This is a genomic window from Streptomyces sp. NBC_00012 (genome assembly GCF_045040875.1).
Lineage (GTDB): Bacteria > Actinomycetota > Actinomycetes > Streptomycetales > Streptomycetaceae > Streptomyces.
Genome location: NZ_CP108309.1, coordinates 6,725,107 through 6,745,958 on the forward strand (window position 1 = coordinate 6,725,107; position 20,852 = coordinate 6,745,958).

The following is a 20,852-nucleotide window of genomic DNA, read 5'->3' on the forward strand; positions in this document are numbered from 1 at the left end:
CCGCGGTCGCCGAACCCGTCCGGGCCGCCGCTCACCTGTGGCATGGTGATCTGCACCGATCAGGCCCGACGGGGGAGGCGACGGCCATGGGGAACAGCAGGCAGGCATTGCTCATCGCTGTGCCGCAGTACGAACTGAACGACCACTTCCCGGACTTGACCCAAGCCGTGCAGCGGGACGTCGAGCTGATGGATGCCGCGCTGCGCTCGTCCGGATACAGCGTCGAGACGCTGGGGCTCTCCCCGGACCGGCCGGCGCTGCGTTCCCGGATCATCAGCGCCATCAGCCGGGTCTGCTGCACGGCGCCGGAGGACGGCACGGTACTGATCCACTTCACCGGCCACGGGCTGTCCGTCGACGGCACCGACTACCTCGTGCCCTCGGAGGCGCAGCTCAACTGGTCGACCGATCCGCCGCACGTCGACGCCGACAGCCTGATCGGCCTCGACCTGACGACGTTGCTCAAGGGCTGCAGGGCCGGCACGGTCCTGCTCAGCATCGACGCCTGCCGTGACGCGCAACAACCCGACGGCGAGGGCTCCTTCGGCGGGCCCGCGACCAACTTTCCGTCGTGGCGGGACCGGGTGGCCGTCGTCTTCGGCTGCGCGGCGGGCCAGACGTGCGGTTCGGACGAAATTCTGGGCAGCCACTTCACCAGGGCGCTCGCGGACGCCCTGGCCTCGGACACGTCCCCGCGGACCGTCGGTGACGTCATCTCCCACTCCGTCCGCAGAACCGCTGAATTCGCCCGGACCGCCCAGCACGAGCAACGGCCCACCGTGCACTACGCGCCGAGCGGCTCCGAGGCGATCGCCGGCACCGAACTCTGCACCGGGAAGACACTCCAGGAGGAGTGGTCCGTCGCGATCCGGGACCCGGCACTCTGGGCGGCCGCCCAGTGCGGCGAGGACCGCAGGAGCCAACTGCAGCAGGCCCTGGAGGGATTGGCCCTGGAGTGCGCCAAGCTGCGGGCGCAGTCACTGACCGAGACCCCCGACCCCTGGGCCGATGACGACTATCCGGTACGGGTGCTGACGACCGGACTGCGGGCACTGCTGGCTCCCTCTGTGACCCATGGCGGTCCGCTGCTGGACCCGTCCGAGCTGGCCGTGCTCATGGCCGCGCCGTTCGTCCGCGAGGCCGTCTACGCGATGGGCGTCAAGGAGGCGGCGGCGGCCGCCGGTCCGTTCCGGCTCGAACCGGCGGTGGGTGAACTGGGTTGCGACGAGGCCCGGATCGACCTCGAGCACACCTTCGCCGCGCATCCGCTGGTCTGGCGGAAGGGGCGCGAACTGGCGAGCCGGGGCGCGAAGGAGGAGGCGGGGGCCGTCGCCGCCTGGTTGATGCACCGTCATGTCGCGGGGCGCGAGGAGCTCTGGGACACCTACGCGCCGGGCCTGCTCGCCCCACTCGCCTCCGCCCTGCTCGGTACCGGTGAGACATCGGCCCGGTCCGCGGAGCTCATGGACGGGCTGATGCGGGTCTGCCGCCAGACCGCCGTCGTGCCGGCGCAGCCGTACTCCGGGGAGCGCGAACCCGCTGACGGGCCGCAGGGACCGGAGCAGGTCCTGCCACGCAACGGTCCTGCCGAACGGTGGCGTCCGCGTGAACTGTCCTGGCTGATCGGCCTCGCGGGTCTCCTCGGCGGAGACATCCGCGACATGCCGGGCGTCCTGGTGGACAACATCGGAGTCACGGACGGCCTCGTCCCCGCCCAGGCGGTCGCCGGCGTCCAGGAGCTGCGCTGGTCCAGAGACCGCCTCGGGACCTCTCTCGACCTGGACCTGCCATGCCCGCACCCTGCGGTGCATGCCGCACTGGAGACGCTGACCGGCTGGGCCGACGACGCCGTGCAGCACATCAAGCAGCACCTCGTGCCGGGCGAGGCCGCAGGCCCGCTCACTCACCTTCCCGAACGCGTGACCTGCCGCAAACTGCGTCCCCAGTACGACGCCGCCGGCCGTGGCGACGCCTACGGACTGCCGCTCATGCGCTTCAGCCTCGCCGAGGACGAGATGCGTGAACTCCTCATGGGCTCCCAGCTGTACGGCGACCGGACCCTGGCCCTGCGCGAGCTCTACCAGAACGCCCTCGACGCCTGCCGCTACCGCGACGCGCGTGTGCGGTACGGCGAGCTGAAGGAGGGCATCCGGCAGGGCTGGGGCGGCGAGATCGTATTCCGGCAAGGTGTCGACGACGACGGCCGGCCGTACGTGGAGTGCGAGGACAACGGCGTGGGCATGGGCCAGACCGCGCTGCGCAGCACCTTCTCGCGTGCGGGCCGCCGGTTCGAGCAGTCCAGGGAGTACCGGAGGGAACAGGCCCGCTGGCGCGCGGTGGACAAGGACCTCAGGCTCTATCCGAACAGCCGTTTCGGCATCGGTGTGTTCAGCTACTTCATGCTGGCCGACGAGATCAGCATCTGGACCCGGGTCACGGACGAGTTCGGCCGCCCGGAATCCAGCCGCGGGCTGCGGGTGGACATCGCGTCGAGCGGAAGCCTCTTCCGTATCAAGGAGAACGACGCCGCCCAGCCGGGAGGCGGGACCCGGGTGCGCCTCTATCTCAACGGCGACGCGATCGACGTGGCGAACGAACTGGCCAAGCGCGTATGGCTCTGCGACTACACCATGCGCGTGGAGCGGAACGGCGCCGTGGCCAAGGAGTGGGAGAAGGACGTCCTCTACTACGACGGGGACGCCGCGAGCCCGGTCCGGGCCGACCGGAACGTGTGGTGGGTGCCCGGTACGGGCTGTCTGCTCGTCGACGGGATCTGGACGCCGACGGGCAAGCGTGACTCCGAGGCGGGTATGCCGTTCAGCTCGCGCTCCGACTTCCGGGACGAACCGATGTACGGGTGCGTGGTCGACCTCAGGGAGACGCACTCCCCGGACCTGGACACCAGCAGAACGAAAATTCTCGAGTTCGACGAGGACTGGGTGTCGCTCCATGTCCGCGAACTCGCCGAGCACATGGAACTCCCGTCCTGGTTCAGCGTGGAGTGGTTGTGGAACTTCGCGCACACCCATCGAGGTGACGCGCGACTGCTCGTCAACAGGCTCCTCGAAGCGGATGCCGTGGTGGCCAGTACGACCAGCTGGGACCGCGGCGCGGGGGTTTCCCTGCGGGGGGTCGGCTGCCTTCCGGCGGACGTCGTGCTGCACGCGGGGGCGAAGCCCCGGGACGGTCGCCACGGCTCCCTCGGGTCGGCGCCGCCGGGGCTGGTGGCATGGCGGGTGGCAGCCCTGCGTTCCGTCCGTATCCCCGTGGACGACCAATTCGCGGACGTTCCGGCACCGGACTCGCTGGCCGGATATCCGCAGCCGGTGCCGTGGGAGAGCGGGATCGCCGCAGGAGACTACGGCAGCCGCATCTGCCTCGAAGAGGCCGTGGTGCCACAGCCCGGGGACCGGCCCACGACCTTTGCCGGACTGCTCCGCAGGCTGCGCAGATACGCCATCGCCGGCGTCCGTGTTCCCGCCGTTCCCGATCTCGATGCCGCGTATGCGGTGGAACTCGATTCCGTGGACTGCGAGTTGCTCACGGGCCGCCGACGATTCGGTACGCCGTTGATCAGGGCGTGGGCGACGCACACCATGGACGCGGAGCCGGACCGCGACCTCGCGTTGTCCGTACTGAATCACTTCTCCCTGTGGGCGCGGCTCCCCTGGCGGGAAGCGTTGACGCGGGCCGAGCGGTTCAGTGCCGCCGGATTTCCTCTGGAGCAGCTGGGCCTGGATATCGGCACGGTTCCGGCGGACGCCGACGCGGTCGCGACGGAGCGGGAGATCCAGGTGTTGCGCCTGCACCCCGAATTCGCCGGGGACGAACGCCTGCTCCGGTTCGTCGAACCGCCTTCCGCGGAGGAGTACGAGCAGGTGATCCGCCGGTACGGGTGGCTCGGGATGTCCACGGACGCCGAGATGGTCGAGCTCGAGGGCAGCTTCGACTCCGAGCGGATGTACTCGGACGCGGAAGCCGCCTTCGGCTACAGGCACTGGCGGGAGCACGGCCCGGCCCCGCGATTCTGGGCACTGGCCTCTGCCAGGGCATCGATGACGGTGGGGGAGGTCTACGAGCGCTTCGCTCCGTGGTTCACGTCGATGAAGCTGCGCCTTCCCGACCTGGACGGTCTGAAGGACAGGCGCTTCACCGGGCTGGAGTCCGCGCTGGTGGTGGCGCCCGCTCTGGTCGGCAAAAGGTATGGGACGTACGAGGGGCGTCAATCGGTGCCACCTCATCTGGCGCCGCTCGCCGAGATCGCCGTCAATGTACGCAGATCCCCTGCGGATGCCGCCGATATCGTCGGAGCGCTGACAGGCCTCGCGGAATCCGGTCTGGTGGACGCGGCCGCCCCGGGGCTCGTCGACCGCTGGCTGGCCGCTCCCCCCGACGGCATGGGACTCCTCATGCCATGGACGTGGGATCCGGCGTGGCTGAAAGGCGTGGGCGGCCCGACCCGCCTGGACTCGGCGTACGCCGTTCTGGCGGCCTCCGCGCGCGGTCTGCCGCTCGGAGCGGTGTACGCCAGGCTCGTCGAGATGGCCCCGTTGCTGGCGGTGGAGCCGGAGATGCTGCCCCTGCCCGAAGACCTGGCCGAGGCGCGGGTCAGCGCGGCGGACGCGGAAGCAAGCTGCGAGTGGACGGCGGACGGCGTGCGCTGGCTGCCGGGGCCCGATGTCGCCAGGCTGGTGCAGCACGCCCGGAGCAGGGAGGGCACGCTCGGAGACAGCGTGCGGGAGCTGAGCCGGTTCGCCGTGCTCGGCAGTCCCTGGACGCCCCAGGACGACATGGCCGCCGCGGAGTGGGCGCGGTGGCGTCCGACGCAGCACGACACGGCGATGTTCCTCGACGACCTGGCCGGGGACCGGCCGGTCGGCCCGGTCGATCTCCTTCGGGTCGCCGCGCGCTTCGGCTGGCCGATGGACCGGGCCTGGGACCGGCTCGCGCTCTACCGCCCCTTCGGAGTAGAACTGCTCGTCGAGCGACCGGAGTTCCCCGTGATTCCGCTGTGGCAGGATCTGATCCTGCTCACCGAGGAGTACACCGGCCGCGCCCCGGCGCTCGGCGGCCGGGTGTCCGGCGAGCGGATCGCCGTCAGCGCACGGGAGCTCGAATGGACCACCGCCGCGGTCGTCGAGCGCCTCAAGCTGTACGCGGGAGTGTTCGGCCTGGAAGTGCCCGACACGTACTCCGACGCCCCCGCGCCCACACCGCCCGCGGAGCCGTACCGCGCGGCGGCGCACGAGAGGAGCACCGGATGCCACCGGCCCACGATCTGACACCGTTCCGGGAGCACGAGCTCGCCCCGGCCGGCAGCCCCGCCGTCGTGCGCTCCGCCGACGGCCGCTGGTACACGGTCACGGGCCCCTGCCCGAACTGCCACGCGAGCACCGTGTTCCGGGTGGCGTACGGCGTGCTCGGTCCGTACAAGGGGCGGTGGCTCGGCCGCAGGAGCACGCCGGAGCCGCTCACCGGCAGCATCCTGGTCTACTGCCAGTGCGGGTTCCCGCATCCGGACCGGCCGTCCGAGTCGCCGGACACCGGCTGCGGTGCCTTCTGGGACGTGCCGGTGCCATGACCGACCTGACCAGGAAGCGGTTCGCGCAGCTCGGCCAGCAGCTACAGCTCGAACAGCTCACCGCCGTACGGAAACAGGCCGAGGGCTGGCGGAACGGGCTCACGGCGCTGACCGGGCTCGTCGGTGTCGTCTTCGTCCTCAAGGGGCGCGAAAGCGTCGCGGGCATGCCCGCGACATGGCGCTGGACGACGGCGGCGCTCCTCGTTCTGGCGTTCGCTCTGTTGCTCACCGGAGCGCTCGTCGCGGTGCGGGCCGCGCACGGTCGGCTCGGGCAGCGTATGTGGCTGAGCGGGGACAAGCTGATGTCCGCCGTGCTGGACGAGGTCGAGGACACCCAGGACGCACTGACGACGGCCCGGCGCTGTTCGGTCGTCGGGCTGTCCGCGATCGTGGCGGCCATCGCGGTCTCCTGGGTCGTACCGGCCGAAGCGGCCAAGGACGAGAAGCCGTCAGGGCCGAAGGTCCTGGTCTCCACGCCCGCCGCCATCACATGCGGCGAACTGGTGCTGAGCAATGGCGACGCGGTGACCATCAAGGTGAGCGGCAAGGGGAAGCCGCGGCGCATACCGGCAGGTGAGGTCCGGTCCCTCACGCCGACACCACAGTGCTGAGCCTGGTGTCGATACGCGCCCGGTCGCCGCGCGGGGTGAGACCATCCCCGGGTGACGGATATCCGGACGCACGACGAACCGCACGGCAACGGGCTCGGCGCACGGCTGAACTGGCTGCGCGCCGCGGTCCTCGGAGCCAATGACGGTGTGGTCTCCACCGCGGGCCTGGTCGTCGGCGTGGCCGGCGCCACCGGCGACCGCGGTGCCCTGCTCACGGCGGGCCTGGCCGGGCTGCTGGCCGGGTCCATGTCGATGGCCGCGGGCGAGTACGTGTCGGTCTCCACCCAGCGCGATTCGGAGATGGCCGCGCTGGCGACGGAGAAGCAGGAGCTGAAGGAGGCCCCCGAGGCGGAACTGGTCGAGCTGACCGGCCTGTTGGAGGGCAAGGGCCTGAGCCGCGAAGTCGCCAGGGAGGCGGCCCTCCAGCTCACCGAACGCGATGCGCTGCGCGCCCACGCGGTGGTGGAGCTGGGCATCGACCCGGACGAGCTGACGAACCCGTGGCACGCGGCGGGCGCGAGCTTCCTGGCGTTCACGGTCGGCGCGCTGCTGCCGCTGCTGGCGATCGTGCTGCCCCCGGCGTCGCTGCGGCTCCTGGTGACCGTGCTGTCGGTACTGGCGGCGCTGGCCCTCACCGGCTGGTGGAGCGCCCGGCTGGGCGAGGCGCGGGTGGGGCCGGCGGTGCTGCGGAACATGGCGGGGGGAGCGATGGCGATGGCGGTGACCTATGGGGCGGGGGAGTTGCTGGGGGCGGTGGGGGTCTGAGGGTTCTAGTGGAGCCGTACGATCCGCTCGGGCGGGAAGAGTTCGGTGCCGGTGGACCTCGTCTCGCTGCCGAGGGTGATCGCGAGCTGGTCGAGACCGGCCAGGGGGGTCAGGTCGAGTGGGTCCTCATCCTTCGGGGCGTACAGACGCACATGCGTCAGAGCGGGCAGGTCCCGCAAAGGCGCCAGCCCGCCCGGGAGCCAGCAGTGATTGAGGGTGAGCGTTCTCAGGGCGGTGAGGCCGGCCAGGACGGCCAGGTCCGGGAGGTTCTGCTGGAGAAGAGTGAGCTGGTCGAGTCGCTGGAAGAACGGGGTGCGGCACACGTACTGCAGGTGCCGTGGGCTTTCCAGGCTGAGCTTCGCCAGCTCGGTCCATCGCTCCACGCCCTCCAGGCCCATGCGTCTGACACTCCTGGGCAGGGTCAGCGTTCTGAGCCCACGGCTCAGGGCCAGTTCACCGATGTCGCTGACAGGAAAGAGATGTCCCAGGCAGAGATCGCGGACCTCCGTGAGTGGCTCAAGCTGTTCCTTCGGCACATCGGGATGCAGCCGGTGCAGTGAGAGCCAGGTCAGCGGAAGGTCCGACAGCGCGCTCAGATCACGGACCCCGGGGCACGCGCTGAGACCCACCTCCGTGAGTGATCGCATCGAGGCCATCGGGGAGATGTCAGTCAGTTCCTTGTTGTCGTAGACGAAGAGTCTCTCCATCCCGGGGCGGGAGGTCAGCGGGGACAGGTCCGGGTGACTGCCCCGCAAGTGAACCCCCCGAGCCTCCGGCAGGTACCGCAGAGCCGCCATCTGGTCGGAGTTCGCCACAGACACGCTGACCTCGTCCCAGGTCCTCGCCGCGAGCACTTCCTGGGCGTAGTCATCGGTATCGAACGAGCCCCACGCGTCGCACAACTGGGCTACCACCCAGCCCCGCTCGTCGTTCCGATACCCCTTGACCACCTCGTACGCCGCGTCACCGCCCACCAAGGCAGCCGCTAGCACCACGTACCCCGCCGCGTACTCGCCCTCCACCTCCTCCGGCCCCGGCAGCAATTCGAGGACCAGTTCGCCGACCTCGGCCAGCGCCACCGCCTCCGCTGCGGTGCGCGGCGGAACCAGCTCCGCCGTCCGCTCCTGGACCTCGGTACGTACCGCCGGGTCCAGCTCCGGTGCGTGTTCCAGGCTCGCCGCCGCCAGCAGCAGCAGCCGATGCCAGTGCTTGCGCGTCTGGCCCGCGCGCTTCAGCAACTGCCGCAGCAGCTGGGCCCGTTCGTCGGGGCGAGCGTGGCCCACCGCCATCTGCACCACGTCGTGCCACTGGTCGTCGTGCGCGTTCCTGACCAGCACCCCGAAGTCGCGGGCCTCCACCGCGGCCTTGGCCCCCAGGTAGTCCTGGAACGTCCGGTGCACGAAATCCACCGCCCCCGGCGCGGGTTCGCGCAGCAGGCCGCTCCTGATCAGGAGATGGGAGAAGACCTCCTCGGCGGTCCCCCGCACCTGGGTCATCGCCGTCAGCCACTCGGCCACCATGGCCAGCGCCTCGTCGCGGTCCGCCTCCGCCTGACCGTTGCGGATCAGCCAGTACGCCAGCCGTTGCAGCAGCGCCGTCTGTTCCTCCCGGGTCAGGTCGACGCCCTCGACCCCGACGATCTCGCGCTCCGTGTCGCGCCGCACGAGCAGCATGTCCAGCGCGGCATCGTACAGCTCCTTGCGGGCACGGGGCAGTTGCATCCGCCGGTCCCGGTTCAGCGCGCACAGCAGGGCGCACATCAGCGGGTTCGTCGCGAGCCGCCCCAGGTCGCGGCGGGTTCCCACCGCGCGCCGCAGCGAGGCCTCGTACCCGTCGAGCTGCTCGCGCTGCTCGTCGGAGAGGCACTCGGACCGGGCGGCGGTGTGCCAGTGGCCGATGAACGAACGGATGTCCTTCTGGTTCATCGACAGCAGCGAGTGCGCCTCGAAACCGGAGCCGGACAGCCAGCTCTCCGGAACCGCGGACGGCCTGGTCGTCACCACGTACCGGGACTCCGGGTACGCCGTGATCAGGTCCTTCAGCCACTTCTCGGTACGCCGGCGCAACCGCGCCGGGACCTCGTCGACCCCGTCCACCAGCACCAGGCCCCGCCCCGAGGCCAGCAGGCCGTCCACCCAGCCGGCCGGTGCCGCCCCGTGCAGGGGGACTCCGGCCGCGCGCAGGAACTCCTCGGGCGCCGGCAGCGTCCCGTGCGAGGTGAACGCGCGCAGCCGCAGCACGAAGGGGACACAGCGGTTCCAGTCCGCAAGGTCGGCGCCGAACGTACGGCGGGCGGCGTTCACCGCGAGCCACTGCACCAGCGTGCTCTTGCCCGAACCGGCCGGGCCCCGCAGCAGCAGCCGGTCCGTCCCGGACAGCGCCTGCTCGACGGAGACCGTCACCGTGGCGGAGTGCTCCAGCCAGTCCTGCCGGGCACCGTTCCCGCTCACCGTCAGGCTGATGTAGGCCGTCTCCAGCGGCCACTCGGCCGTCGACCGCCCGAGCGTCAGCCCGAACAGGCCCATCCGGCAGTGCGTCGCGGCCATGAACTCCGCGTACCGCCGCTCGAAGTCCAGGGCGGCGGCATCAGGGCGCGGGCCGACCCGTTCCCGTACGTCCTCCACCAGTTTTTGTGTCCGCTGTGCGGTTCGGGTCTGCTCCACCGCCGCGCGCGCCGCGAAGGACGGTTCGGCGGTCAGCTGTTCCACGACATGCGCGCAGCACCGGCCGAGCAGCTCCCCGTACAGCCCGGCCGCACGCTCCGACAGCCCCGCGGCGGGCGGCGGCAGCTCGGCGGCCAGCCGCTCCGGATCCAGGTCCACGGCGAACAGCCGGTCCGCCGTCAGCTCGCCCGCTGTCGCGAAGGTGTCCCGTACCGCCTCCACGGCGGCCAGTCGCTCGTGCTCCGGCAGCCCGGAGTACGACTGGGCCAGCCGGCCACCGAGCACCTTCGCCAGCCGGTCCGGCTTCGCCGGGCGGGGGAGGGGGCGCACCCGATCGGGGATCAGGCCCGCGCCGGGCCTCGGCGTGATCAGCGACCTGGTGACCGTGCCGATCACCGTGGTGGCCAGCCGGACCAGTGCAACTTCCAGACCCTGCACGGCAGTTCCTCCCCCATGGAAGCTCCAGTACAGGGATCGTACGACGCCGGCATTGGCAGAAGTCACCAAAGACTGCTGACACCGCGTCTCGCATACTTGTTGGTAACAACGTCTAGTCCCCGGCCGACCTGCGGCTCTACGGTGCTGGCATGTCGCCGAACCTGCCCGATGTAGTGCTCTGGTCCATACCGGCATTCGTCCTGCTCACTGTTCTGGAAATGGCCCTCCACCACTTCCACCCCGACGAGGACGCCGCCGGATACGAGGCGAAGGACGCCGTCACCAGCATCACCATGGGGCTGGGCAGCCTGGTCTTCGACCTGCTGTGGAAAGTGCCCATCGTCGCGATCTACACCGCGGTCTACGAGCTGACCCCGCTCCGCGTCCCCGTGCTGTGGTGGACCGTCCTGTTGATGCTGCTCGCGCAGGACTTCTTCTACTACTGGTCGCACCGCGGCCACCACGTCATCCGGATCCTCTGGGCCTGCCACGTGGTCCACCACTCCAGCCGGAAGTTCAACCTCTCCACCGCGCTGCGCCAGCCCTGGACCTCGCTGACCGTCTGGCCGTTCTACCTGCCGATGATCGCGTGCGGAGTCCATCCGGCGGCGCTCGCCTTCTGCTCGTCGGCGAACCTCGTCTACCAGTTCTGGGTGCACACGGAGCGCGTCGACAAGCTCCCCAGGCCCTTCGAGTACGTACTGAACACGCCCTCCCACCACCGGGTGCACCACGCCTCGCAGGGCGGCTACCTGGACCGGAACTTCGGCGGCATCCTGATCCTGTGGGACCGGATCTTCGGGTCCTTCACCGCCGAGACCGAGCGGCCCGTGTTCGGGCTCACCAAGAACATCGACACCTTCAATCCGCTCCGCGTCGCCACCCACGAGTACGCCGCCATCGCCCGTGACGTGCGGTCGGCGGGCAGCTGGAGCGAGCGGGCCGGGCGGATCTTCCGCGGGCCCGGCTGGCAGCCGGCCGGAACGGCCGCCCGTACGCCCGCCCCCGCCCAGGAGAGTGCCGGATGAGCACGGACGCCGTACCGGACCGGCGGGAGCGTCTCGTACGCCCGCTGTTCATCGCCTTCCTCGTGGCCTCGGCCGTGGACCTCGTCGGCGTGCTCGCCGGTGTGCACATCGCCCACGTCGTCGCCAAGCCCCTGCTGATGCCGCTGCTGGCGGGGTACGCCGCCGCCCGGCGCGGACCCCGGCTGCTCATCGCGGCGCTCCTGTTCGGCTGGGGCGGCGACACGTTCCTGCTGCCCGACGCCGATGCCGCTTTCCTCATCGGGATGGGCTCCTTCGCCGCGGGACACGTCTGCTACCTGTGGCTCTTCGGACGGGCCCGTGGTTCGCTGCCCGCCGGGATCGCGTACGCCGCCGTCCTGACCACCTTCGTCGCACTGCTCTGGCCCGGACTGCCCGCGGACCTGCGGATCCCGATGACCGGCTACAGCCTGCTGCTCACGGCGATGGCGTACCGCGCCGGCACCCTCGGCCGGTACGCGGCCACCGGCGGGGCGCTCTTCCTGCTCTCCGACGCGCTGATCGCCACCGGCATCGCCGACTGGCCGCAGCTGCCCGCCCCCGACTTCTGGGTCATGCTCACCTACATCGCGGCGCAGTTCCTGCTGACCGCCGGAGCGCTCGCACCGGGGCCGAAATGGGGTGGTGTCACCCCCGGGGCGTACCGTGAACGGAGTATCAGCAGCTGAGACCGGCAAGGATCCCCACCCATGCGCGCCACCGTCATCCACGCCCCCCACGACATACGCGTGCAGGAGGTGCCCGATCCCTCCGTTCAGCGGCCCACCGATGTGGTGCTGCGGGTCCTGCGGGCCTGCATCTGCGGCAGCGACCTGTGGGCGTACCGGGGCGAGTCCGCCCGGCAGCCCGGACAGCGCATCGGGCACGAGTTCCTCGGGATCGTCGAGGAGGCCGGTTCCGAGGTGGCCGGCTTCGCCGTGGGTGACCTCGTCGTCGCCCCGTTCGTCTGGTCCGACGGCACCTGTGCCTACTGCGCCGAGGGGCTGACGACCTCCTGCCCGCAGGGCGGATTCTGGGGCTCGGTCGGCTCCGACGGAGGCCAGGGCGAGGCCGTGCGCGTGCCGTTGGCCGACGGCACGCTGATCAAGCTCCCCGCCGCCGCGGCCGCCGACGACCACCTGCTCACCGCGCTCCTCGCCCTGTCCGACGTGCTCGGCACCGGACACCACGCCGCCGTCGGCGCGGGCGTCAGGCCCGGCTCCACGGTCGCGGTCGTCGGTGACGGAGCGGTCGGACTCTGCGGCGTCATGGCCGCCAAGCGGCTCGGTGCCGAGCGGATCATCGCGCTCGGCCGCCACCGGGCACGCACGGACATCGCCCGCACCTTCGGCGCCACGGACGTCGTCGCCGAACGCGGCGAAGCAGCCGTCGAAGCCGTGCGGGAACTGCTCGGCGGCGAGGGCGCACACGCCGTGATCGAGGCCGTCGGCACCGAACAGTCGATGCGCACCGCCGTCGGGATCACCCGCGACGGCGGCTCCATCGGCTACGTCGGCGTGCCGCACGGCAGCGGCACCGGCCTGGACCTCGGCGTCATGTTCGACCGGAACATCGCCCTGCGCGGCGGCGTCGCCCCCGTGCGCACCTACATACCGGAGCTGCTCCCCGACATCCTGGCCGGCACGATCGACCCGTCGCCCGTCTTCGACCTGACCGTCGGTCTGGACGACGTCCCCGCCGGCTACAGGGCGATGGACGAGCGCACGGCGCTGAAGGTGCTCATCAAGCCGTGAGCCAGGCGGGCGCGTCCGCCCCCAGCGGGCCGGGCGGGCGCGACCAGTCGGCGGGGGAGCCGTCGAAGGCGACCGGCGGCAGCGCGTGCCGCAGCCGGCCCAGCGGACCGTCCGTCTCCGTGAGCCACTTCTCCGGGTCGTACGACGGATCCGCAGTCGCAGTCGCATCCGGCTTCGGCTCCCGGCGGTCCGGCAGCTCGTCGAGCAGCCAGGCGGCGGTACGGGCGAGCGAGAGTGTGACCAGCCGGGAGCCGCCCTCGTCGTGCTGCTCGGTCAGCGCCCGCAGCACGGCGGCGGCCAGCAGATAGCCGGTGCCGTGGTCGAGCGCCTGGGCGGGCAGCGCCCCGGGCGGGCCCCCGGGCCCGGCGGCCTCCACGGAGGCGATACCGGTGGCCACCTGGACCAGGCTGTCGAAGCCGCGCTGCCGCGCCCACGGACCGTGCCCCCAGGCCGAGAGCCGCCCGATCACCAGCCCCGGCCTGCGCGTGGCCAGGGACTGCGGCGTGAGACCGAACCGTTCGACCGAACCGGGCCGGTAGCCGATGACGACCACGTCCGCGTCGGCCAGCAGCTCCTCGAAGGCCGCTCTGCCGGAGCGGCCTTCGAGGTCCAGCTCCACCGACCGCTTCCCGAAACCGGTGTCGCTGTGCGCGTCCGGGCTCTCCGGCAGCTGCGGGGCATCGATCCGCAGGACGTCCGCGCCGAGCAGCGCGAGCGTACGGGTGGCGACCGGCCCCGCGATCACCCGGGTGAGATCCAGCACGCGCAACCCGGCGGCGGGCATCAGCGGTCCGCCGGTGAGCGCCGCCGTCCGGCGCACCGGAGCGCCGTCGATACGGTCCCGGCCCACCAGCGGTGTGCCCGCGAGCGCCGCGCCCCGGGGGTCGGCCGCCCACTGACCGGGCGTACGGGCGGCCACGGCCAGGCCGCCCGCCGCGTACACCGTCCGCTCGATCTCCTCGCTCGGGCGCCCGGCGAACGAGGCGGCGGCGGTGTCCACGGCGATGCCGTCCGGGGTCCTTGCGGGCAGCCCCAGCGTGCTGAGCAGCCGGGCCCGGTGGTGCGGGTAGTTGGCGTGGGTGCGTACCCAGCCGTCGGCCGTGCGCCAGAACCGCGACAGCGGGGCGAAGGTGGTCGCCGCGCGCCCGTCGATCCGCAGATGACGTTCGCTGGTGAACGCAGTGGCCACCGCGCCGTCGTCGATCCGGACCAGTGGCACGGGGCGCGCGGTGCGGCGCGCGGCCAGTTCGGCGGCGGCCAGCGAGCAGACCGCGACGGCGGAACGGGCCAGCTCCATGACGGGCAGCCGGGCGGGGAGCAGCCCGTCGGAGCCGCCCGTCCCGAGGCGCGTGGAAGACCCGAGGTGCGTGAGGAGCGCGGGGTCACCGCCGAGCGCCGCCCAGGCCTGCTCGGTGCCGGACAGATGTGCGTGCTTCATCCCCGCACTATGGCACTGAGTGCCACCTGGCGGGAAGGGGTCCGGGGACGGCGCGGCAGCGGTCCGGCCGGGCCCGGGAAAGGCGGCGGGAGGGGCCGGTCGAAGACTCCGGGCCGGCCCTCCCGCCGCGCCGCGTTCCGACTACCAGCGGACCGCGTTCAGCGCGTTCACCACACCGGCACCGTAGAAGCCGTTGCTGTTCTTGCCGCCCTCGCAGACGGCGTCGATCTTGCCGTCACCGTCGATGTCGTACGGGGCGCCGCACGCGGTGGCGTCGGCCTCCGCGAGCAGCAGCGCCTTCACCGCCGCCGCCGAGGCGCGCGGGTGCGTCGACTTGATCAGGGCCGCGACACCCGCGACATGCGGGGAAGCCATCGACGTACCGGCCTTGTAGCCGTACTTGCCGTCCGGCAGCGTGGACAGGATCAGTCCGCTCGTGGCCGGCGGGGCGGGCGTCTGGTAGACCGTGGAGTCGCCGCCCGGGGCCGCGACGTCGATGACGCCGTTCCCGTAGTTCGAGTACGAGGCCTTCAGGCCCTTGGCACCGGTCGCGGAGACCGTCACGACGCCCGGCAGCTGCACCGGGATGTCGAGGCACTCACGCGGGTTGATCGTCCGGGTGACGGCCGAGGTGTCGTTCGGGCTGGTGGTGTCCTCGATCGCGTCGGAGGCCAGGTCGAAGCTGCTGTTGCCGGCCGAGGCGATGTTGACCGTGCCCTTGCGCTCCGCGTACCGAGTGGCACGCGCGACGGCCTCGACCAGGGCGCCCTGGTCCGGGTCGTTCTTGCAGTTGAACATCCACGGGTCGGTGTAATAGCTGTTGTTGGTGACATCGACACCGTGCTCGGCGGCCCAGACGAAGCCGCAGACGATCGACTCGGTGTAGAAGAAGCCGTCCGGGTTCGCCACCTTGATGCCGGCGACCTTGACGCCCGGCGCGACACCCGTCACGCCGACGCCGTTCTTCGCGGCGGCTATGGTGCCCGCGACATGCGTGCCGTGGTTGCTCTCGGTGGGTGCCGAACGCCAGGCCCCGTCCGTGGTGTCCGGCGCTCCGGAGACGCAGCTCGCCGACGCCCCGCGGTCGAAGTTCGGCGCCAGGTCCGGGTGGGTGTCGTCGACACCCGTGTCGATGACCGCGACCGTGACCTTGCTGCTGCCGAGCGTCCGCTTGTGCGCCTGGTCCGCCTTGATGGCGGGCAGATCCCACTGCAGGGGCTCCATCGGATCCTGGTCGCCCGTCGCCCGGGCCGACGCGGCCTTCGCCTGCGCGGCGCTCAGCGGCTGCTCGACCCCGGTGTCCGTGGTGGCCTGCGGAACGATCGGGTTGGTGCGGGTGGCCCCGGCCGAATCGACCCCCTTGACCCGGCGGATCGACTGCGCGAAGTCCGGGTTCTGCGAGTGGACGACGATGACGCCGATCTGCTCGTAGGCGACCACCACCGTGCCGCCGGCCGCGGCTATCGCCTTCTTCACCTGCTTGACGGTCCCGTGACCGCCCCGCGTGTTGACCACGTACGAGAGCTTCGGGCCGTCCGTCGACACCGCAGCCGCGGGCTGCGCGTCCAGGGGTGCGGCAGAGGCGGCCGCCGTCGGCAGGAAGCCGAGCGAAGCCGTGAGTGCCAATCCGACGGGCAACGACAGTGCGCGCGTCCGTCTGGAACCCAGATGAGCCATGGGGTCTCCACATCATCCGTGCCGGTCGACCGGACACGGGGCGCATCCAGTCGCGTACATGACCAGGAAGTTATCGCTGATCATCCCCACTGTTCAATGAGTTCGCGGGACCGGGTTCGGCCGGACGGATGTGAAACGGCGCCTGGGAGAAGTACGGAGCCGCGATGAACCGCTTCGCCGCGCTCTCCGTGCCGTTGTCGGGGGAGGTGCACCGACACCCCCCGGCACCCAGCGTTCCCAGTGAGATCCACCGTCACCGACACCACCGCACCCGCGTCGAGAGGAGATTCCGTGGCTACCGATGCACCCCCGCCCGAGGCCAGTACGGACACCCGCCCTGCCCAGCCCACCACCGAGGACTTCATCGAGATGCAGGAGAGCGGGGAGTTCGGTGAACTGCGCCATTCCTACCGCTCGTTCGCCTTTCCGCTGACCATCGCGTTCGTCCTCTGGTACCTGCTCTACGTGCTGCTTTCCAACTACGCGGGCGGCTTCATGGGCACCAAGGTGTACAGCAACATCAACGTGGCCTTCGTGTTCGGCCTCGCCCAGTTCGTCACCACCTTCCTCATCGCCTGGCTCTACTCGCGGCACGCGGCCGCGAAGCTCGACCCGAAGGCCGAGGCCATCAAGTCCCGCATGGAGGCCGACGCATGAGCGCCGCGTACCACTCGCACACCGCCGTTCAGCTGGCCTCCTCCTCGACCACCGAGCACCGGCCGCTGATCATCACGCTCTTCGCCGTGTTCGTCGCCGCGACCCTGGGCATCACGGTCTGGGCCGGACGGCAGACCAGGAGCGCCTCCGACTTCTACGCGGGCGGCCGCCAGTTCACCGCCTTCCAGAACGGACTCGCGGTCTCCGGCGACTACATGTCCGCCGCGTCCTTCCTCGGCATCGCCGGGGCCATCGCCCTCTTCGGCTACGACGGCTTCCTGTACTCCATCGGCTTCCTCGTCGCCTGGCTCGTCGCCCTGCTGCTGGTCGCCGAGCCGCTGCGCAACTCGGGGCGCTACACCATGGGCGACGTCCTCGCCTACCGGATGCGCCAGCGCCCCGTCCGCACCGCCTCCGGCGTCTCCACCATCGTCGTCTCGATCTTCTACCTGCTGGCCCAGATGGCGGGCGCGGGCGTCCTGGTCTCCCTGCTCCTCGGCATCACCAGCGACGCGGGCAAGATCCTCATCGTCGCCCTCGTCGGCGTACTGATGATCGTGTACGTCACCATCGGCGGCATGAAGGGCACCACCTGGGTGCAGATGGTCAAGGCCGTACTGCTCATCGCCGGTGCCATCCTGATGACCTTCCTGGTGCTGCTGAAGTTCGACTTCAACATCTCCGACCTGCTGGGCACGGCCGCCGAGAAGAGCGGCCACGGCGCGGCGTTCCTGGAGCCCGGCCTCAAGTACGGTGCCACCGGCACCTCGAAGCTGGACTTCCTCTCGCTCGGCATCGCCCTGGTCCTCGGCACCGCCGGCCTCCCGCACATCCTGATCCGCTTCTACACGGTGCCGACCGCCAAGGCCGCCCGTAAGTCGGTCAACTGGGCCATCGGCATCATCGGCGCCTTCTACCTGATGACGATCGCCCTGGGCTTCGGCGCCGCGGCCCTCATCGGCCCCGACGAGATCAAGGCGAAGAACCCGGCCGGCAACGCGGCCGCACCGCAACTCGCCGAATACCTCGGCGGGGTCGGCACCACCGGCGGCGCCGTACTGCTCGCCGTGATCTCGGCCGTCGCCTTCGCCACCATCCTCGCCGTCGTCGCGGGACTCACTCTCGCCTCCTCGTCCTCCTTCGCGCACGACATCTACGCAAACGTCATCCGCAAGGGGAAGGCCACCGAGAAGGAGGAGATGCGGGCGGCCCGCTGGGCCACCGTCCTCATCGGCGCGGTCGCGATCGCCCTGGGCGCCTTCGCCCGTGACATGAACGTCGCCGGACTGGTGGCGCTGGCGTTCGCCGTCGCCGCCTCCGCCAATCTGCCGACCATCCTCTACAGCCTCTTCTGGAAGCGGTTCACCACCCAGGGCGCGCTGTGGTCGATCTACGGCGGTCTGGCGACCTCGGTGATCCTGGTGCTGTTCTCGCCGGTCGTCTCCGGCAACCCGAAGACGTCGATGTTCAAGGGCGTCGACTTCGCCTGGTTCCCGCTGGAGAACCCCGGCCTGATCTCCATCCCGCTGGGCTTCCTGCTCGGCTGGGTCGGCTCCCTCCTCTCGAAGGAGGAGCCGGACAAGGGCAAGTACGCCGAACTGGAGGTCAAGTCGCTCACCGGCGTCGGAGCGCACTGAGCGAGCGGCGCCCCGGGCGTCCCTCCCACTCCGCGGCCGTGTCGTAGGACCCTACGACACGGCCGCGCCGCACCTCGTGTCAAACGGGCCCCGCCGATGTCACAGCTCTCGCGTAGTCTCGGAGGAGTCAGCCGGAAGGGCCGTACGGAGAGCGGAATCGGCGCCGGGAAACAATCGGGGAGGGGGCCCACATGCTCATCGACACCTACGACCGGGTAGCCACCGACCTGCGCGTCTCGCTGACCGACCGGTGCAATCTGCGGTGCACGTACTGCATGCCGGAAGAAGGTCTGCAGTGGCTGGCCAAGCCCGACCTCCTCACCGATGACGAGATCGTCCGGCTGATCGACATCGCCGTCACCCGGCTCGGCATCACGGAGGTCCGCTTCACCGGCGGGGAGCCGCTGCTGCGCCCCGGGCTCGTCTCCATCGTCGAGCGGTGCGCCGCCCTCGGCCCGCGCCCCAGGATGTCGCTCACCACCAACGGCATCGGTCTGAAGCGCACCGCCACCGCGCTCAAGGCCGCGGGACTGGACCGGGTCAACGTCTCGCTGGACACCCTGCGCCCCGACGTCTTCAAGACCCTCACCCGCCGCGACCGCCACCACGACGTGCTGGCCGGCCTCGAAGCCGCCCGCGACGCCGGGCTCACCCCGGTCAAGGTCAACACCGTCCTGATGCCGGGGCTCAACGACGACGAGGCCCCCGAGCTGCTCGCCTGGGCCGTCGAGCACGGGTACGAGCTCCGCTTCATCGAGCAGATGCCGCTCGATGCCCAGCACGGCTGGAAGCGCGACGGCATGATCACGGCAGGCGACATACTCCAGTCGCTGCGCACCCGCTTCACCCTCACCGAGGAGAGCACCGGGGAGCGCGGCTCCGCACCCGCCGAGCGCTGGATCGTCGACGGCGGCCCCCAGCGGGTCGGCGTCATCGCCTCCGTCACCCGCCCCTTCTGCCGGGCCTGCGACCGGACCAGGCTCACCGCCGACGGCCAGGTGCGCACCTGCCTCTTCGCCCGCGAGGAGACCGACCTGCGCGGCGCCCTTCGCTCGGACGCGCCGGACGAGGAGATCGCCCGGATCTGGACACTCGCGATGTGGGGAAAAAAGGCCGGATCCGGTCTGGACGACCCGTCCTTCCTTCAGCCCGACCGGCCCATGTCGGCGATCGGCGGCTGAGGGACGCTCCGGTGGTCAGGGGCGGGAGGGGCCGCCCGGGTCCGCCTCGGTGCGCGACTCCCACTCGGCGAGTGTCACGACTTCCTTGAGGAAGCCCCGGACGTCGAGGAACGAGGACAGGTGCTCCCGGTGTTCCTCGCAGGCCAGCCAGGTCTTGCGGCGCTCCGGGGTGTGCAGCTTCGGGTTGTTCCAGGCCAGCACCCATACGGCGTCGGCCCGGCAGCCCTTGGCGGAACAGATCGGAGCGGCGGCGCTGTCGGCCGCGGTTTCAGGGGAGTTCACGGACTCAACCCTAGAGGCCCCAGGTCGGAGACCGGTGCGGGCCCGGGCTGCCGGGTGCATCCCCGGCCGGAGAAAAAACGACGCCGAGCAGCCACGGGGGGAGCTGCCCGGCGTCGGTCCGTCGCTCCGACGGGGGATGCGGAGCGCCTACGAAGTATGTCACGCAGACCGGGGTGCGGGGCACCGTAACTTCATGATTGATCTGAGGTTTTCCTGAGCCTCGGATGCAACGCGCACTCAATCGGGCTCAGGTCGATTCCCCGTCGCGGCGTACCCCGTCGCCCTCCGGACCGGGTTCCGCGGCACTGGCCACCGGCGCCGCGTCGAGCACCGGCCGCATCGGCGCCGGTACGAAGGTGGACGGCAGCGAAGGGGTGTTCTCCCGGCCCGCGTTGGCGATGACCACGGCCACGTAGGGAAGCAGGACACCGAGGGCGAGCGCCACGATCGCGACGTAGCGCTCGACGTTCCACAGCACCGCGGCCAGGACCACCGAAACCGTCCGTACGGACATCGAGATCACATAGCGCCGCTGCCTGCCGCGCACATCGTCCGCGAGCCCCTGCCGGGCCCCCGTGATCCGGAAAACCTCGCCGCCGCTCTGCTTCCGCATCACGTCTCCATCACCCTTCCCCCAGCGCCTGACGGGCCGGGGGCACCTCATTCCCGCACCGGACGCTCCCCGGGCGGACCGCAACCACGGTACGCCCGGGGCCCGGCGGCATCGAGACCGGGGCACGCCCTGTTCGTACATATCGGTATCCGCGCCGCACGTACGGCCCCTTCCGGCATGCGGCGTACGCCCCGCGGGCCGAGACTGGGCGGCACATGCGACATCGCGTCGCGCGAGGAGGCGACATGGGCTGGTTGTGGGCAATCATCGTGGGTCTGGTGCTCGGTCTGATCGCGAAGGCGATCCTGCCCGGCAAGCAGAACATCCCACTCTGGCTGACGATCATTTTCGGCATGATCGGCAGTGTCCTCGGCAATGCCGTCGCCACCTGGATCGGTGTCAACGACACCAGGGGCATCGACTGGATCCGTCACCTGTTCCAGCTGATCGGCGCGGTGGTGGTCGTCGGCGTCGGCGACATGCTGTGGGCCTCGTTCCGTGGCACCAGACAGAAGACCTGACCCACCGGG

At 70.9% G+C, this 20,852-nt stretch carries 16 protein-coding genes; 11 read left to right on the plus strand and 5 right to left on the minus strand.

The features are described from left to right. The first annotated feature begins 86 nt into the window (after nt 1-86). Genes OHA19_RS30810 through OHA19_RS30825 form a run of 4 tightly spaced genes read left to right on the plus strand, consistent with a single transcriptional unit; the run spans nt 87 to nt 6,957 of the window. Nucleotides 87-5,282: a caspase family protein gene (locus OHA19_RS30810; RefSeq protein WP_405711359.1), complete on the plus strand. Its 5,196-nt coding sequence runs from the start codon at nt 87-89 to the stop codon at nt 5,280-5,282. After that, nucleotides 5,261-5,581, plus strand: a complete 321-nt coding sequence (locus OHA19_RS30815; protein WP_405711357.1) for a hypothetical protein — start codon at nt 5,261-5,263, stop codon at nt 5,579-5,581. Before OHA19_RS30810 ends, OHA19_RS30815 begins: the two co-directional genes overlap by 22 nt. After that, nucleotides 5,578-6,192 (plus strand): hypothetical protein, encoded by a 615-nt coding sequence (locus tag OHA19_RS30820; RefSeq protein WP_405711355.1) that lies wholly within the window; start codon nt 5,578-5,580, stop codon nt 6,190-6,192. Before OHA19_RS30815 ends, OHA19_RS30820 begins: the two co-directional genes overlap by 4 nt. Before the next feature lie 51 nt (nt 6,193-6,243). Beyond that, nucleotides 6,244-6,957, plus strand: a complete 714-nt coding sequence (locus OHA19_RS30825) for a VIT family protein (protein ID WP_405711353.1) — start codon at nt 6,244-6,246, stop codon at nt 6,955-6,957. Between the two features lie 5 nt (nt 6,958-6,962). Here OHA19_RS30825 and OHA19_RS30830 read toward each other — a convergent pair whose 3' ends face one another. Continuing rightward, nucleotides 6,963-10,058, minus strand: coding sequence for an NACHT domain-containing protein (locus OHA19_RS30830; RefSeq protein WP_405752326.1), 3,096 nt, complete (start codon nt 10,056-10,058; stop codon nt 6,963-6,965). 149 nt (nt 10,059-10,207) lie between these two features. Between OHA19_RS30830 and OHA19_RS30835 the strand changes: the two genes are divergently transcribed. The 3 genes from OHA19_RS30835 to OHA19_RS30845 are packed head-to-tail and all read left to right on the plus strand — an operon-like array spanning nt 10,208 to nt 12,837. Further along, nucleotides 10,208-11,086: a sterol desaturase family protein gene (locus tag OHA19_RS30835; RefSeq protein WP_405711348.1), complete on the plus strand. Its 879-nt coding sequence runs from the start codon at nt 10,208-10,210 to the stop codon at nt 11,084-11,086. Next, a complete protein-coding gene (locus OHA19_RS30840) occupies nt 11,083-11,772 on the plus strand; it encodes a lysoplasmalogenase (RefSeq protein ID WP_405711346.1) in 690 nt (229 codons plus the stop codon). The genes OHA19_RS30835 and OHA19_RS30840 overlap by 4 nt, the downstream gene beginning before the upstream one ends. 21 nt (nt 11,773-11,793) lie before the next feature. Further along, a complete protein-coding gene (locus OHA19_RS30845) occupies nt 11,794-12,837 on the plus strand; it encodes a zinc-dependent alcohol dehydrogenase family protein (protein ID WP_405711344.1) in 1,044 nt (347 codons plus the stop codon). Here OHA19_RS30845 and OHA19_RS30850 read toward each other — a convergent pair. Both OHA19_RS30850 and OHA19_RS30855 read right to left on the minus strand, forming a co-directional pair. Next, nucleotides 12,827-14,275 (minus strand): CoA transferase, encoded by a 1,449-nt coding sequence (locus OHA19_RS30850; RefSeq protein WP_405711343.1) that lies wholly within the window; start codon nt 14,273-14,275, stop codon nt 12,827-12,829. The two genes, OHA19_RS30845 and OHA19_RS30850, sit on opposite strands and share 11 nt — an antisense overlap. A 141-nt stretch (nt 14,276-14,416) precedes the next feature. Then, nucleotides 14,417-15,952 (minus strand): S8 family peptidase, encoded by a 1,536-nt coding sequence (locus OHA19_RS30855; RefSeq protein ID WP_405711342.1) that lies wholly within the window; start codon nt 15,950-15,952, stop codon nt 14,417-14,419. Between the two features lie 291 nt (nt 15,953-16,243). Between OHA19_RS30855 and OHA19_RS30860 the strand changes: the two genes are divergently transcribed. The 3 genes from OHA19_RS30860 to moaA all read left to right on the plus strand — a co-directional run bounded on the left by OHA19_RS30860 (nt 16,244) and on the right by moaA (nt 19,427). Next, nucleotides 16,244-16,609 (plus strand): DUF485 domain-containing protein, encoded by a 366-nt coding sequence (locus OHA19_RS30860; protein WP_405711340.1) that lies wholly within the window; start codon nt 16,244-16,246, stop codon nt 16,607-16,609. Beyond that, complete coding sequence (locus OHA19_RS30865; protein ID WP_405711338.1) at nt 16,606-18,246, plus strand: cation acetate symporter; 1,641 nt, start codon at nt 16,606-16,608, stop codon at nt 18,244-18,246. Before OHA19_RS30860 ends, OHA19_RS30865 begins: the two co-directional genes overlap by 4 nt. Before the next feature lie 191 nt (nt 18,247-18,437). Continuing rightward, nucleotides 18,438-19,427, plus strand: coding sequence for a GTP 3',8-cyclase MoaA (gene moaA, locus OHA19_RS30870; RefSeq protein WP_405711337.1), 990 nt, complete (start codon nt 18,438-18,440; stop codon nt 19,425-19,427). Nucleotides 19,428-19,442: 15 nt separating this feature from the next. On the opposite strand, the gene OHA19_RS30875 is transcribed toward moaA, so the two are convergent. After that, a complete protein-coding gene (locus OHA19_RS30875; protein WP_405711335.1) occupies nt 19,443-19,709 on the minus strand; it encodes a hypothetical protein in 267 nt (88 codons plus the stop codon). A gap of 247 nt (nt 19,710-19,956) precedes the next feature. Further along, nucleotides 19,957-20,322, minus strand: coding sequence for a DUF3099 domain-containing protein (locus OHA19_RS30880; RefSeq protein WP_405752328.1), 366 nt, complete (start codon nt 20,320-20,322; stop codon nt 19,957-19,959). 245 nt (nt 20,323-20,567) lie between these two features. Here OHA19_RS30880 and OHA19_RS30885 point away from each other — a divergent pair, with 245 nt between their 5' ends. Continuing rightward, nucleotides 20,568-20,843 (plus strand): GlsB/YeaQ/YmgE family stress response membrane protein, encoded by a 276-nt coding sequence (locus tag OHA19_RS30885; protein WP_405711331.1) that lies wholly within the window; start codon nt 20,568-20,570, stop codon nt 20,841-20,843. Nucleotides 20,844-20,852 lie beyond the last annotated feature (9 nt).

Excerpts from the sequence above, each read along its gene's own strand:
- OHA19_RS30810 (WP_405711359.1), top strand. The coding sequence starts at position 87 with ATGGGGAACAGCAGGCAGGCATTGCTCATCGCTGTGCCGCAGTACGAA.
- OHA19_RS30815 (WP_405711357.1), top strand. The coding sequence starts at position 5,261 with ATGCCACCGGCCCACGATCTGACACCGTTCCGGGAGCACGAGCTCGCC.
- OHA19_RS30820 (WP_405711355.1), top strand. The coding sequence starts at position 5,578 with ATGACCGACCTGACCAGGAAGCGGTTCGCGCAGCTCGGCCAGCAGCTA.
- OHA19_RS30835 (WP_405711348.1), top strand. The coding sequence starts at position 10,208 with ATGTCGCCGAACCTGCCCGATGTAGTGCTCTGGTCCATACCGGCATTC.
- OHA19_RS30840 (WP_405711346.1), top strand. The coding sequence starts at position 11,083 with ATGAGCACGGACGCCGTACCGGACCGGCGGGAGCGTCTCGTACGCCCG.
- OHA19_RS30845 (WP_405711344.1), top strand. The coding sequence starts at position 11,794 with ATGCGCGCCACCGTCATCCACGCCCCCCACGACATACGCGTGCAGGAG.
- OHA19_RS30850 (WP_405711343.1), bottom strand. The coding sequence starts at position 14,275 with ATGAAGCACGCACATCTGTCCGGCACCGAGCAGGCCTGGGCGGCGCTC.
- OHA19_RS30855 (WP_405711342.1), bottom strand. The coding sequence starts at position 15,952 with ATGGCTCATCTGGGTTCCAGACGGACGCGCGCACTGTCGTTGCCCGTC.
- OHA19_RS30865 (WP_405711338.1), top strand. The coding sequence starts at position 16,606 with ATGAGCGCCGCGTACCACTCGCACACCGCCGTTCAGCTGGCCTCCTCC.
- moaA (WP_405711337.1), top strand. The coding sequence starts at position 18,438 with ATGCTCATCGACACCTACGACCGGGTAGCCACCGACCTGCGCGTCTCG.
- OHA19_RS30880 (WP_405752328.1), bottom strand. The coding sequence starts at position 20,322 with ATGCGGAAGCAGAGCGGCGGCGAGGTTTTCCGGATCACGGGGGCCCGG.
- OHA19_RS30885 (WP_405711331.1), top strand. The coding sequence starts at position 20,568 with ATGGGCTGGTTGTGGGCAATCATCGTGGGTCTGGTGCTCGGTCTGATC.